This is a genomic window from Aliihoeflea aestuarii (assembly GCF_024105665.1).
Classification (GTDB): Bacteria; Pseudomonadota; Alphaproteobacteria; order Rhizobiales; family Rhizobiaceae; genus Aliihoeflea; species Aliihoeflea aestuarii.
In genome coordinates this window covers 352,687-366,827 of the sequence record NZ_JAAAMK010000003.1, presented here as the reverse complement: position 1 = coordinate 366,827, position 14,141 = coordinate 352,687, and the positions used below count along the sequence as shown (strand labels likewise).

Below are 14,141 nucleotides of genomic sequence, written 5' to 3'. Positions count from 1 at the left end.
TTGACCGCCAAAGGTTCATTCAGCCGCCTCAAGACGTCGCTCGGCGGGCGCGGCCTTGAGGCGTTCGGTGAGGCGGCGGCGCTCCGCGTCGGCGCGCGCGGCATTGGCCTCCTTGACGTGGCCGAAGCCGCGTATCGTTTGCGGCAGGGCCGCGAGCGCGGTCGCCTCCACGATGCGGCCGGGGGCCAGAAGCGAGCGGATCAGGTCGAGATCGGTTTCGAAATTCGCCAGCAAGGCGCGCTCGTGTCGACGCTCGGCGGTATAACCGAACAGATCGAGCGGCGTGCCTCGCAGCCCCTTGAAGCGCGCCAGGAGGCCGAACGCCTTCATCATCCAAGGGCCGAAGGTCGACTTGCGCGGCTGGCCGTCGGTCCCCATGCGGCCCAGGATCGGCGGGGCCAGATGGAATTCGAGCCGCTCGTAGCCCGAGAATTCGCGCGCGAGCTGCCGCTTGAAATTGCCGTCGGTATAAAGACGCGCCACCTCGTACTCGTCCTTGATCGCCATAAGCTTGAAGAGCGACCGCGCGACCGCCTCCGTAACGGCCGTGGAGCCCGGATCGGCGGCTTCCTCGGCCACGCGGATCGCCGCGATCTTGTCGGCATAGCGCCGCGCGTAGGCGGCGTTCTGGTAATCCGTCAGGAACTCGACCCGGCGCGCCACGATCTCGTCGAGCGTGTCACTGATCTTCGTCGCCTGCGTGGCATCGGCATCGAGAAGCCCGGCGATCTCCTGCGGCTTCACGGCGGCGCGGCGCCCCCAGCGAAACGCCGCGACATTCATCGCGACCGCCTGCCCATTGAGGTCGATCGCCTTTTCGATCGCGGCGGCCGAGAGCGGAAGCGCGCCGTTCTGATAGGCAAAGCCGAGCATGAACATGTTAGCGGCGAGCGCATTGCCGAACAGGGTCTGAGCGGTGCGCGTGGCATCGATGAAATGCGCGTTCTGCTCGCCGACCGCACGGCTGACCGCGCGCTTCACCCGCTCTACGGGCAGCGAGAAATCTGCCGAACGCGCGAAATCGCCCGGCATGACTTCGGCCGTGTTGCCGACGAATATCGTCTTGCCTTCGCGCACGGATGACAGGATCTTGGCGCTGCCGGAGACGACGAGGTCGCAGCCGAGCACCATGTCCGCCTTGCCGGCCGAGACGCGGATCGCGTGGATGTCCTCCGGCGTTCTGGCGATGCGCATATGGCTGAAGACCGCGCCGCCCTTTTGCGCGAGCCCCGCCATGTCGATGACGCCGCAGCCCTTGCCTTCCAGATGCGCCGCCATGCCGATCACGGCCCCGATGGTCACGACGCCCGTGCCGCCGATGCCGTCGACGATGCCCGACCATCCGGTGTCGAGCGCGGCGAGAATCGGCTCCGGCACGCCGTCCAGCGGATCGCCCCCGGCGGCGCGGCCCTCTGCCTTCTTGATCTTCGCGCCGTGGACCGTCACGAAGGACGGACAGAAGCCGTTGACGCAGGAAAAATCCTTGTTGCACGAGGATTGATCGATGCGCCTTTTACGGCCGAACTCGGTTTCGAGGGGCTGGACGGACACGCAGTTGGACTTCACTCCGCAATCCCCGCAGCCTTCGCAGACGAGTTCGTTGATGATGACGCGCTTGTCGGGATCGGGGAAGGTGCCGCGCTTGCGCCGGCGGCGCTTTTCGGCGGCGCAGGTCTGGTCGTAGAGCAGCACCGACACGCCTTCGACGTCGCGCAATTCGCGCTGGACTGCGTCAAGGTCATCGCGGTGGTGGATCGTGGCACCGGCGGGAAACTGCACCCGGCCGCCATATTTGTCCGGCTCGTCGGTGACGACCGCGATCCGCTCGACGCCTTCGCCGCGCACCTGGTTCGCGATCATGTCGACGGTCAGCCCGCCTTCATGCGGCTGCCCGCCCGTCATGGCGACGGCGTCATTGTAAAGAATCTTGTAGGTGATGTTCGCATCGCTCGCGAGCGCGAAGCGCAGCGCCAGCGAGCCGGAATGGTTGTAGGTGCCGTCGCCGAGATTCTGGAAGATGTGATCGCGCTTCGAGAACGGGGCCTGGCCCACCCATTGCGCGCCCTCGCCGCCCATGGCCGTGAAGCCGACCGTGCCGCGATCCATCCACAGCGACATGAAATGACAGCCGATGCCGCCGCCGGCGATCGAGTCCTCCGGTAACTTGGTCGAGGAATTGTGCGGGCAGCCGGAGCAGAAATAGGGCGTGCGGCTCGAAACGTTCTTCGTCTCGGCCATCATCGCCTGGAACTGGCGCATCTGCGCGACGCGGGCTGCGATCTCCTCCGAATGACCGATGGTCTTCAGGACACGTTCGCCGATCGCGATCGCGATGTCGTTCGGATCGAGCGCGCCGGGCGCGGGAAAGAGCCAGTCGCCCCGCTCGTCCTTCTTACCGACGATCGAGGGCTGGTTGGCGGTGCCATAAAGATGCTCGCGCATCTGCACTTCGATCAGCGAGCGCTTTTCCTCGACGACGATGACTGTTTCCAGCCCCTCGGCGAATTCGGCGATGTGCTCGTAATCGAGCGGCCACGGGCAGGCGACCTTGAAGAGGCGGATGCCGAGCCGGTTGGCCTCGGCCTCGCCGATGCCGATATCGTCGAGCGCCTGGCGCACGTCGAGATAGGATTTGCCCACGGTGACGATGCCGAGCCTCGCGCCTGATCCGCCCGAATAGACGATCCGGTTGAGCGTGTTGACTCGGATGAAGGCGGCGGCGGCAGCTCGTTTGTATTCGTGAAGCCGCGCCTCCTGCCCCATCTGGTCGATTTCGTGGCGGATCGCCAGGCCGCCTGGCGGCAGCTCGATTTCCGGCAGGACGATGTTCAGGCGGTCGAGCGAAACGTCGACGGACGCGGTGGATTCGATATTGTCCTTGACGCATTTCATCGCCGACCAGACGCTCGCGAACCGCGACAGTGCGAAGCCGTAGAGGCCGTAATCGACGAGTTCCTGCACGCCGGCCGGATTGAAGATCGGGCTCATCGTGTCGACGAACAGGAATTCGGTCGCATGCGCGTTGGTAGAGGATTCGGCCGTATGGTCGTCTCCCATCAAAGCGAGCACGCCGCCATGCGGCGAGGTGCCGGCGAGATTGGCATGGCGGAAGACGTCGCCGGACCGGTCGACGCCCGGTCCCTTGCCGTACCAGAGCGAAAAGACGCCGTCATGCCTGCCTTCGCCGAGAAGCTCGGTCTGCTGCGTACCCCAGCAGGCGGTCGCCGCGAGTTCCTCGTTGAGGCCGGGCTGGAAGACGATGTCGGCTTCTTTCAGTTCGCGCCGCGCTTTCCACAATTGCTGGTCGAGCCCGCCGAGCGGCGATCCGCGATAGCCGGACACGAAGCCTGCCGTATTAAGTCCGCTGCGCCGGTCGTGCTCGCGCTGCATCATCAGCATGCGCACGATCGCCTGCGACCCGGAAATGAATATCCGTTCCTTGGTCAAATCGTATTTGTCGTTCAGCGCAACGTCGTGAAGCGTCATTGAATTCCTCCCCGCTGGCACGACCCGAGGGCCGACTGGCTGCGCCAATTTTCGCTGCCACTGCAAATCCGTCAAACCTTTTCCCAACGGAACGCAAAAGAGCAATCTCCGGCAAGGTTTGCGTATGATGTGCGCAATATTGTGTCGCCGTCACATGTCTAAACAATGCGTCGTGTCAAAAAGGCTTCTGTCGAGCCGGTAAAGCTGTTAGGAGCCGCCAGATTTTGATGCGCAGCGTTGACAAGAGCGGTCCCGGTCGCATTGTCGCAATTCGAGTGTGGGAGCAATCGCCGCCGAAACAGACCGTGAAACGCGGCAGGCGGCGAAAAAGTGGAGGATCTATGTTTCACGCAATGAGGAATTGCGCGTGCGAACGCCATGCGATGGCCGCCGCACGCCCTTCGAGGACAAATTGATGGGACTGATCGTGTTCCTGATCCGGGCGATCGCCAGTTTCAACCGCTTGCTCGGCAATACGTTTTCATGGCTTTCGCTGGTCATGGTCGCCGTATGCTTCACGGTGGTCGTACAGCGCTACGTGTTCGGGTTCTCCATCATCTGGATGCAAGACCTTTATGTATGGTTGAACGGTGCGATGTTCACTGCGGTAGCGGGCTATGCGCTGCTGAAGGATTCGCATGTGCGCGTGGACATCTTCTACCGGCCGGCTTCCGTGCAAAGGAAAGCCCTGATCGACCTGATCGGCGTCGTGGTCTTTCTAATCCCGTTCTGCTGGATCACCTATGTCTATAGCTGGACCTACATCGCCCGTTCCTGGCGTATATCGGAGGGGTCGGCGAATTTCGGCGGCATGCCGGGCCTCTACATCCTCAAGAGCTTCATCCTGGTCTTCGCATTCGTGGTGTTCATCCAAGGCGTCGCCATGGCGCTCCGCTCAATTCTCGTGCTGATGGGCAAGGAACATCTCCTGCCGGCCGATCTGCGCTACCCGGTACATCAGGACTGATACATAATGGATCCCGTACTCCTCGGTGAAATTCTTTCCGGCCTGATGTTCTTCGGCATCATCGGCTTCCTCATGCTGGGCTTCCCGGTCGCGTTCACATTGGCCGGCGTGTCACTGATCTTCGGCGCGATCGGCATGTTTTTCGGCGTTTTCGATCCATCCAATTTCGGGTCTCTGGCAAATCGTTTCCTTGGAACGATGACCAACGAAGTCTTCGTTGCCGTGCCGCTTTTCGTCTTCATGGGCGTCGTTCTGGAGCGCTCCAAGATTGCCGAGCAGCTTCTCACGACGATGGGAAAGCTCTTCGGCAATGTGCGCGGCGGCCTTGGCATCTCCGTCATTCTTGTCGGTGCGCTTCTTGCGGCATCGACGGGCGTCGTCGGCGCGACCGTCGTCACCATGGGACTGATCTCGTTGCCGGCCATGCTGCGCTCCGGCTACGATCCGAAACTCGCCTGTGGCATCATCTGCGCCTCGGGCACGCTCGGGCAGATCGTTCCGCCCTCCACGGTGCTGATCCTTATGGGCGACATGCTCTCGGGCATCAACGCGCAGGTTCAGATGGCGCAAGGCAATTTCGCACCCGTGCCGATGTCGGTGGGCGATCTGTTCGCGGGCGCACTCGTTCCAAGTGCGCTTCTGATCGTGCTCTATCTCGGCTGGATGCTCGTCAAGGCTGTGCTGGATCCGCAAAGTTGTCCGGCGACCCCGGTTCCCGAAAGCGAGAAGAAGGGCCTGCTGCTGGAAGTCGTCACAGCGCTCGTTCCTCCGCTTCTGCTGATCATGGCGGTGCTCGGCTCGATCCTCGGCGGCATCGCAACACCAACCGAAGCATCCTCGGTCGGTGCCGTCGGTGCGATGCTTCTCGCGATCCTGCGCGGGCGCATGAGCTTTACGATGCTGCGTGAAGCCGTTCAGTCGACCGCAACAATCACGACGATGATCTTCGTCATCCTGTTCGGCGCGGCCGTATTTTCGATCGTTTTCCGCATGATGGGCGGCGAGGATCTCGTACACGAATTCCTGGTCAACATGCCCGGTGGTCTCGGTATGGCGATCCTGGTCGTGATGGCACTGATGTTCGTCCTCGGCTTCATTCTGGACGCCTTCGAGATCATCTTCATCGTGGTCCCGATCACCGCTCCCGTGCTTTTGACGCTTGGCATCGATCCGATCCTTCTGGGCGTGATGATCGGCGTCAATCTGCAGACATCGTTCATGACGCCGCCCTTCGGCTTCTCGCTCTTCTATTTGCGCGGCGTCGCGCCCAACAGCGTGTCGACGGGCATGATCTATCGCGGCGTCATTCCGTTCGTCCTTCTCCAGCTTGTTGCTCTCGCGATCATCTTCACCTTCCCCGCGATCGCGACCTGGCTGCCGCGCTGGCTCTATAGCTGATCGGCGACGCGAGTGATAAATCGGGCCGGCGGTCATCCGATCGCCGGCCTTTTTTACTTGTCGAGGACTTGATGTCGCTTTCCTACCCCGAACGCACCGAAACGGTCGGCGAAGCCGTCGCCCGGATGATCGCGTCGCTTGACACGCCGCGGGTGACGCTGCGCGAAATCCTGCAACGGCTCGGCGATCACGGATCGCTCCTGTTGTGTGCGCTTCTGTCGATCCCCTTCCTGCTGCCGGTTTCCATTCCGGGAGTCAGCACGGTTTTCGGCCTCGCCATCCTGCTTCTGTCCGTCGGGATCGTCGCCAACCGGACGCCTTGGCTGCCGTCCCGCATCATGGACCGGACGCTCGACGCTTCGGCATTGAAGTCCGTCCTCCAGCGTGGTCTCGGCATCATCGAGCGCATCGAGCGCCTCATCCGCCAACGCATGGAAACCTTGACGCGAACCGCTTTCGCGAACCGCGTCAACGGAACGGCGATCTTCGCCGGAGCGGTTCTCCTGATGTTTCCGCTTGGGCTGGTGCCGTTCTCCAACACGCTGCCGGCATTCGCGATCCTGTTCCTGTCACTGGGCATGGCGCAGCGCGACGGGCTGCTCGTCATTGCCGGCTATGCGATGCTTGCGGCGACCACGGTCTATTTCGGCGCGCTTGCCTATCTGGTGCTGTTCGCGGGGCGAAGCCTCGCCTCTTTCGCCTGGGGCTGAACGGCTCGGAAAGGCCGGCTCAGATAGGCCGATCCCGCCTCGCCGAAGCGCCATTCGATATCGATGGCCTTCGAGATTCCGATTCGGACGCCGACGACGATTTCCGGCTGCGTATATCGTCGCATATGGGCGTGCATGGCCACGCCGTTCCAACCCGCATCGACGCCGAGCGCCTGCGCCAGCCGGCCGGGGCCTGCGCATAGGAGCCGCGCGGTGTCGAGTCCGCGTCGCGCCCGCATGAGATCGAGCCCGCCGACCGGTTCCAGCGCACGCAGGAGAACCGCGCTACCCGGCATGCACACGAGGTTCAGGCACCAGTGCAGGCCGTATGACCGATAGACATAGGCTGTGCCCGGATCGCCGAACATGGCCGCATTGCGCTGTTTGGGGCCGCCGAAGGAATGCGAGGCCGGATCGTCGGGCGCAAAAGCCTCCGTCTCGACGATGATCCCGGCAACCTCGCCGGCGTCGAGCCGGATGCCGATCAGGTCCCGCGCGACTTCCGCCGGATGACGGTCGAAGAATGCCTCCGTCAATGCGTCAGACATGGAGGGGCGGATCGTCCTGTTCGTCCGGATTGGGTGTCGGCGTTTCGTCGGGCATCGTATCGGGCTGCGGCTCTTCGATCGGCGCGGGACGCGGCACCGGCGGCAGGTCCGGCGCCTCGTCCGGCTTTCTCGGGTCGGGCATGGTGTTGGCGGTCATGATCGTCTCCTTTCGAACATGACGCGCGAATGGCGACGCATGTTCCCTCGCACGAGGCGGCGCGACGGTTTATGTGAGAAGCGAATTGATTTTGGCAGGAGAACGGCATGAAGAAGCGCAGGCTCGGAGAGAACGGGGTGGAGATCGGAGCGGTCGGCCTCGGCTGCATGAGTTTCGGCGGCATGTTCGGCCCGACCAACGAGGCCGAGAGCCACCGAACTCTTGCCCGCGCGCTCGATCTGGGCATCGATCATCTCGATACGGCCAACATCTACGGCAACGGCGCTTCGGAAGATGTAATCGGCTCCTTTATCCGCGCCAACGGCAACCGCTTCACCATCGCCACCAAGGCCGGGATCGAAAATGGGCCACCGCGTCGGTTCGACAATTCGCCCGAATATCTGCGTGCCAGTCTCGAAGCCTCGCTGCGCCGGCTCGGCGTCGATCATGTTGCGCTGTTCTATATCCACCGACGCGAGCAGTCGCGTCCGATCGAGGACGTGATGGAAACGCTCGTCCGCTTCAAGGACGAGGGCAAGATCGGCGCGATCGGCCTGTCCGAAATCGCACCTTCGACGCTGGAACGCGCCTCGGCCGTTCATCCCGTCGCCGCCGTGCAGAACGAATATTCGCTGTGGACGCGGCTGCCCGAACTCGGCCTCGTCGACGCGTGCCGGCGCAACGGCACGGCGCTCGTGGCGTTCTCGCCGCTGGCGCGCGGCATGTTCTCGACAGCCCCGCTCGACCCGGAGCGCTTCGGCCCGTTCGATTTCCGCCGCACCAATCCGCGCTTCATGGCTCCGAATTTCGCCTACAATCAAAAGGCGTTCGACCGTTTCCGCGCTTTCGCCGAAGCGAAAGGCCAGCCCCCGGCGGCTCTTGCCATCGCCTGGGTGCTGTCGCGCGCGCCGCATATCGTCGCCATTCCCGGCACCCGCACGGCCGGGCATCTGGACGAATGCGCAGCCGGCGCGGACCTTGACCCGTCGGCTTCCGACCTTGCCGAGATCGACGAGATCATGCCCGCAGGCTTCGCCCATGGCGACCGCTACAACGACGCGCAGGCGAACGGACCTGAGCGCTATTGCTGAATGGAAAGGGGCGGCCCGCTTGTGCGAGCCGCCCCTTCGGTAACGTCGTCTCAGCCGATCAGAACGGGCTGTCGGGGTAGTAATACTGCTCGGCATTGTCCTGCGTGATCAGGACCGAACCGATGATGAACTCGCCCGAGACCGGCGCATTGCCGACGAAGTTGAGCGCGGTGAGTTCGATCGCCGTGCCGATCATCGCCGGCGGGTAGGTGACGTTGGCCGGAACCATCTCGTCGCCATCGCGCACGCGCTCGATCATTTCCTTCATGCCGGCGCCGCCGAGCACCCACATCTCGCCCTCGCGGCCGGCCTGGTTGATCGCCTCGATGGCGCCGACGGCCATGTCGTCATCGGACGCCCAGATGGCCGCGACGTCGGAATTGCGCGACAGAAGGTCCTGTGTGACCTCGAATGCGTCGTCGCGGTTCCAGTTGCCGTGCTCCATGCCGACGATCTCGATGCCCGATCCCTCGATCGCGGCCTCGAACGCCTCGACGCGCTCATTGTCGATCGTGGTCGGGATTCCGCGCAGGACGAGGACGTTGCCGCCATCGGGAAGCTGCTGCTTGAAGAACTCGCCCGCCACGCGTCCGAAGCCCGGATTGTCGCCGGCGACGTAGAGGTCCTCGATGTTCTCCTGGCTGAGGCCGCGATCGACGACCGTCACCCATTTGCCGGCTTCCTTGACGCGGGCGACAGGCCCGGTCAGCGGCTCGGATTCAAACGGCAGCACGACGAGGGCGTCGATGTTGCGCGTCGCCATCATGTCCTCGATGTCCGAGACCTGCTGGCCCGGATCACTCGCCGTCGAAAGCACGAAGTCGAGGTTCTCATAGCGTTCTTCCAGCGCCGCGATGGTGGCCTGCGCGTGGAAGTTCATGCCGCCGGCCCAGCCGTGAGTAGCGGCCGGGATCGACACGCCGATCACCGCCGTCTCGGCGTCCTGTGCGTAAAGCGGCGTTGCGAATGCGACGCCGAGGGCCAGCGCCCCTGCCAATGCTGTCAATTTCATGGTTTTTCCTCCCTTGGTTGAATTCGTTGGAGCGTACATTGCCTATCGCTCCGTCTTCTTCTGCCGCTGCAAGACGACGGCCAGAATGATGATCACGCCCTGGATCGCCCCGTTGAGATAGGGACTGACGAGGTTCGCGAGATTGAGAATGTTGCCGATCAGGCTGAGGATCAGGACGCCGACCACCGTGCCCCAGACGCGGCCGAAGCCGCCCTTGAGCACCGTGCCGCCGATGATGACGGCGGCGATGGCTTCCAGTTCCCACAGAACGCCGGTCGAGCTCGACGCCGAGCCGAGGCGCGGGACATACATGATGGTCGCAATGCCGACGAGAACGCCGAGCAGCACATAGGCGGCAAGCCGCACCCGCTCGACATGAACCGCCGAATAGCGCGCGACCTGTTCGTTGGAGCCGATTGCCGCGCAATGGCGACCGAACGGCGTCTTGCGCATGATGACCTCGCCGATGATCGCGACCAGCGCAAAGACGATGATCGGCCACGCGACGCCGAGAATGCCGCCGTAATAGACCGGCCGGTAGACTTCGCGCACGGCGAAGTCGAGCGACAGCGTACCGCCATCCGCCAGCCAGGTGATCAGCGAGCGGAAGATGCCCATCGTGCCGAGCGTGACGATGAAAGCCTCGATCCGCGCCTGCGTGATGAGAAGGCCGTTGACGAGACCGGCAGCGACGCCGACGACAAGCGCGGCCGCCATGCCGACGAAGATGACGCCCCAGCCGACGCCCATCGACGGCACCAGCGCGTTCATGACCATGATCATCACGCCCGCTATGAAAGCCGCCATCGAGCCGACCGACAGGTCGAGCCCGCCGGAGGTGATGACGAACGTCATGCCGACGGCGATGATGCCGATGAAGGCCGAGCGCGCGAGCACGTTCGTCACGTTGCCGTAGCTGAGGAAATTCGGGTTCAGGAACGCGCCGAGCGCGATCAGCGCCAGAAGCGCGATCACCGGCCCCCAGACGTGGAAGTCGATGCGAAAGCCCTTGCGTGCGGGGGCGATGGTTGCGGTTTCGCTGGTCATGCTGCGGCCCTGCCTTCGAGGCCCATGGCGTAGCGCACGATCTGGTCCTCGTTGATGTCGTCGCCCTGAAGGATGCCGGTGATGCGGCCTGACCGCATCACGACGACCCGGTGCGACAGACCGATGATCTCGGCCATCTCCGAGGAGATGACGATGACGCTCTTGCCGGAAGCGGCGAGCTTGTGGATGAATTCGTAGATCTGCTGCTTGGTGCCGATGTCGATGCCGCGCGTCGGCTCGTCGATGATGACGATGTCGGGCTCGGCCAGCATGGTCTTTGCCAGAAGCAGCTTCTGCTGGTTGCCGCCCGAAAGGTTGCCGACGCGAACGTCGCGCGTCGGCGCGCGCACGTCGAACTCGGAAATCGCCTTGGTCAGCGCCGCATCCTCGGCCTTTGCGTCGAGCGCGTAGCGGCCGAACCGGTCGAGCGCGAGCAAGGTCAGGTTCTCGCGCATGCCCTGCGTCAAAACGAGGCCGCGCCCTTTGCGATCCTCGGTCAGATAGACGAGGCCGAGCCGGCGCGCGTCCTTGACGTTGCTTATCGCCACCTTCTTTCCGTCGATCTCGACGGCTCCGCGCGCCGCGCGAACCCCGATCAGCCCCTCCATGAGTTCGGTGCGCCCCGCCCCGACAAGACCCGCAAAGCCGAGAATCTCGCCGCGCCGAAGGTCGAAGGAGGCATCGGCGACGATGTTCTCCACATCGAAATCGCGCACCGCAAGAACGGTCTTGCGATCCGCCATGGGGGACTTGGCCGGAAAGAGGTTGGACAATTCGCGCCCGACCATGGCCTGCGCCATCTGGTCCTCGTTCATCTCGCCCGCCTTGACAGCAGCGACGCGTGCACCGTCGCGAAACACGGTGACGCGGTCGGCGATCCGGGCGACTTCGTCGAGCTTGTGCGAGGTATAGAGAATTGCCGTGCCGCTGGCCTTCAGGCGCTCGATCTGGCGGAACAGCACCTCGGCCTCGCGGTTGGTCAGGACCGCCGTCGGCTCGTCCATGATGAGGACGCGGGCATTTCGCGACAAAGCCTTGGCGATCTCGACCATCTGCTTGTCGGAAACGGAAATGTCGGAGACGCGGGCATTAGGGCTAACCCGCGTCTCCAGCGCCGACAAAAGCCGCGAGGCTTCCGTCTGCATGCGCTTCTTGTCGAGGAAGATGCCGCGCTTGAGCTCGCGGCCGAGAAAGATGTTCTCCTCGACGGTCAATTGTTCGGCGAGGTTGAATTCCTGATGGATCAGGATGACGCCCTTGTCTTCGGCCTCTTCGCTGGAGGAAAATCGAACGGGCTTGCCGTCCAGCAGCAACTCGCCCGTGGTCGGCTCCAGATAGCCCGACAGGATTTTCATCACCGTCGACTTGCCAGCCCCGTTCTCGCCGATCAGCGCGTGAACCTCGCCGGCGCGCAGCGCGATCTCCACGCCATGCAACACCTCGACCGGGCCGAAGGACCGGGACACGTCGCGTGCTTCGAGAATGGCGGGGCTGTCGCTCACAGCTTGACGAAGCTCCCGTTCTTTGCCGACGAACGAACGCAGGCGTCGATGAATTTCAGACCTTCGACACCGTCGGCGACGGTCGGATAGACAACCTCCGCCGGCAGCTTGTCCCCGACCTGTTTCGCGCGGATCGCGCGGGCAGCCTCGGCATAGATGTTGGCGAATCCTTCGAGATAGCCTTCCGGGTGCCCCGGCGGGATGCGGCTGACGCGCGCTGCCGCCGCGCCCGCGCCCGCGCCGTTGCGGGTGATCAGCCGCTTCGGCTCGCCAAACGGCGTGAACCAGAGCTTGTTCGGCTCTTCCTGGCACCATTCAATGCCGCCCTTGTCGCCGAATACGCGCAGCTTGAGGCCGTTCTCGCAGCCCGGAGCCACCTGGCTCGACCAGAGCATGCCGCGCGCGCCGCCGGCAAAACGCAGGAGGATATGCGCGTTGTCGTCGACGCGCCGCCCCGGCACGAAGCGATGCAGTTCGGCCGCAAGCTCCTCCGTCTGCAACCCGGTCACGAAGGACAGAAGATTGAAGGCATGCGTTCCGATATCGCCGATCGACCCGCCCGCGCCCGATTGCGCCGGATCGGTGCGCCATGCGGCCTGTTTGGAGCCGCTTTCCTCGGCAGCTTCCGTCAGCCAGTCCTGTGCATATTCGGCCTGCACAACGCGAATCTCGCCGATGTCGCCATTCGCGATCATCTCCCGCGCCTGCCGGATCATCGGATAGCCGGTATAGTTATGGGTCAGGACGAACAGCGCTTCGCTCTCGCCCGCAAGCTTTTCAAGCTTTCTGGCATCGGCCAGCGTCGAGGTCAGCGGCTTGTCGCAGATGACATGGATGCCGCGCTTTAAGAACTCGCGCGCGATCGGATAGTGCATATGGTTCGGCGTGACGATGGCGACCGCCTCGATACCGTCCTTCAGCCGCGCCTCGCGCGAAGCCATGTCGCGATAGGAGCCGTAGATGCGCTTCTCGTCCAGCCCGAGCGCGCGGCCCGATTCCAGCGCCTTTTGCGGCGTGGACGACAGCGCGCCGGCGACGAGCTGGTATTCGCCGTCGATCCGCGCGGCGATGCGATGGACCGCGCCGATGAACGCATCCTTGCCGCCGCCCACCATGCCGAGGCGAATGGGACCGGTGCGGGTTTCCGAAGTGCCGATGATCGCCATGTTATCCGAGCCCCAGCATGCGGCGGTTGGCGGCTTCGTCGGTCCCACCGTCGGCGAAATCGTCGAACGCCTTTTCCGTCACGCGGATGATGTGGCTCTTGACGAATTCCGCGCCCTCGCGCGCGCCGTCCTCGGGATGCTTGAGGCAGCATTCCCATTCGACCACGGCCCAGCCGTCGAAATCGTTGGCGGTGAGCTTGGAAAAGACCGCGCCGAAATCGACCTGTCCGTCGCCGAGCGAGCGGAAGCGGCCGGCCCGGTTCACCCAGGGCTGGTATCCCGAATAGACGCCCTGCCGGCCGGTAGGATTGAACTCGGCGTCCTTGACGTGGAACATGCGGATGCGCTCGGCATAGATGTCGATATTGTCGAGATAATCGAGGCACTGGAGCACGTAGTGCGACGGGTCGTAGAGCATGTTCGCGCGGGCATGGTTGCCGACGCGCTCCAGGAACATCTCGAACGTCGCGCCGTCGAAAAGGTCTTCGCCCGGATGGATTTCGTAGCAGACGTCGACGCCGCACGAATCCGCATGGTCGAGTATCGGTTTCCAGCGGCGTGCGAGTTCGTCGAACGCCGTCTCGATCAGCCCCGCAGGCCGCTGCGGCCACGGATAGAGATACGGCCAGGCAAGCGCGCCTGAGAAGGAGGCGAGGCCGGTGAGGCCGAGATTCTTCGAGGCGGTCAGCGCCTTCTTCACCTGATCGACGGCCCATTCCTGCCGTGCCTTCGGATTGCCGCGCATCGCCGGCACGGTGAAGCCGTCATAGGCCTCGTCATAGGCCGGGTGCGTGGCGACGAGCTGGCCCTGAAGATGCGTCGAAAGCTCGGTCACCTCGACGCCGTTCTCGCTCGCCTTGCCGGCGAATTCTTCGCAATAGTCCCTGGAGGATGCGGCCTTGTCGAGATCGATCAGCCGTGCGTCCCAGCTGGGAACCTGCACGCCTTTATAGCCGCAATCGGCGGCCCATTTGGTAATGGAATCCCAGGAATTGAACGGCGCTTCGTCGCTCGCGAACTGCGCAAGGAAAAGCGCCGGGCCTTTGATCGTCTTCAT

The 14,141-nt window shown here is 63.7% G+C and carries 12 protein-coding genes; 4 read left to right on the top strand and 8 right to left on the bottom strand.

The window, feature by feature from the left end; all coding sequences use genetic code 11:
- Positions 1-15 precede the first annotated feature (15 nt).
- A complete protein-coding gene (locus tag GTW25_RS09445; RefSeq protein WP_252911817.1) occupies positions 16-3,486 on the bottom strand; it encodes an indolepyruvate ferredoxin oxidoreductase family protein in 3,471 nt (1,156 codons plus the stop codon).
- A 367-nt stretch (positions 3,487-3,853) separates the two neighbouring features.
- On the opposite strand from GTW25_RS09445, the gene GTW25_RS09440 reads away from it, so the two are divergent.
- From GTW25_RS09440 to GTW25_RS09430, 3 genes are all read left to right on the top strand, one after another.
- The gene (locus GTW25_RS09440; protein ID WP_308206247.1) at positions 3,854-4,453 is read left to right on the top strand and encodes a TRAP transporter small permease subunit; all 600 of its coding nucleotides are present in this window, start codon (positions 3,854-3,856) and stop codon (positions 4,451-4,453) included.
- 6 nt (positions 4,454-4,459) lie between these two features.
- On the top strand, positions 4,460-5,851 hold the full coding sequence (locus GTW25_RS09435) for a TRAP transporter large permease (RefSeq protein WP_252911816.1): 1,392 nt from the start codon (positions 4,460-4,462) through the stop codon (positions 5,849-5,851).
- A 71-nt stretch (positions 5,852-5,922) separates the two neighbouring features.
- The gene (locus GTW25_RS09430) at positions 5,923-6,561 is read left to right on the top strand and encodes an exopolysaccharide biosynthesis protein (protein WP_252911814.1); all 639 of its coding nucleotides are present in this window, start codon (positions 5,923-5,925) and stop codon (positions 6,559-6,561) included.
- On the opposite strand, the gene GTW25_RS09425 is transcribed toward GTW25_RS09430, so the two are convergent.
- Both GTW25_RS09425 and GTW25_RS09420 read right to left on the bottom strand, forming a co-directional pair.
- Entirely contained in the window at positions 6,510-7,109 is a 600-nt protein-coding gene (locus GTW25_RS09425; protein ID WP_252911812.1) for a DNA-3-methyladenine glycosylase, read from the bottom strand. The genes GTW25_RS09430 and GTW25_RS09425 overlap by 52 nt on opposite strands.
- A complete protein-coding gene (locus tag GTW25_RS09420) occupies positions 7,102-7,266 on the bottom strand; it encodes a hypothetical protein (protein ID WP_252912065.1) in 165 nt (54 codons plus the stop codon). The genes GTW25_RS09425 and GTW25_RS09420 overlap by 8 nt, the downstream gene beginning before the upstream one ends.
- A gap of 107 nt (positions 7,267-7,373) precedes the next feature.
- Between GTW25_RS09420 and GTW25_RS09415 the strand changes: the two genes are divergently transcribed.
- A complete protein-coding gene (locus GTW25_RS09415; protein ID WP_252911811.1) occupies positions 7,374-8,357 on the top strand; it encodes an aldo/keto reductase in 984 nt (327 codons plus the stop codon).
- A gap of 58 nt (positions 8,358-8,415) precedes the next feature.
- On the opposite strand, the gene GTW25_RS09410 is transcribed toward GTW25_RS09415, so the two are convergent.
- Genes GTW25_RS09410 through GTW25_RS09390 form a run of 5 tightly spaced genes read right to left on the bottom strand, consistent with a single transcriptional unit; the run spans position 8,416 to position 14,141 of the window.
- Complete coding sequence (locus GTW25_RS09410) at positions 8,416-9,369, bottom strand: ABC transporter substrate-binding protein (RefSeq protein WP_252911810.1); 954 nt, start codon at positions 9,367-9,369, stop codon at positions 8,416-8,418.
- 42 nt (positions 9,370-9,411) lie between these two features.
- Positions 9,412-10,416, bottom strand: coding sequence for an ABC transporter permease (locus GTW25_RS09405; RefSeq protein ID WP_252911809.1), 1,005 nt, complete (start codon positions 10,414-10,416; stop codon positions 9,412-9,414).
- Positions 10,413-11,918, bottom strand: coding sequence for a sugar ABC transporter ATP-binding protein (locus GTW25_RS09400; protein ID WP_252911807.1), 1,506 nt, complete (start codon positions 11,916-11,918; stop codon positions 10,413-10,415). The genes GTW25_RS09405 and GTW25_RS09400 overlap by 4 nt, the downstream gene beginning before the upstream one ends.
- Positions 11,915-13,084, bottom strand: a complete 1,170-nt coding sequence (locus GTW25_RS09395) for a Gfo/Idh/MocA family protein (protein WP_252911806.1) — start codon at positions 13,082-13,084, stop codon at positions 11,915-11,917. The genes GTW25_RS09400 and GTW25_RS09395 overlap by 4 nt, the downstream gene beginning before the upstream one ends.
- A gap of 1 nt (position 13,085) precedes the next feature.
- Positions 13,086-14,141, bottom strand: coding sequence for a sugar phosphate isomerase/epimerase family protein (locus GTW25_RS09390; protein ID WP_252911805.1), 1,056 nt, complete (start codon positions 14,139-14,141; stop codon positions 13,086-13,088).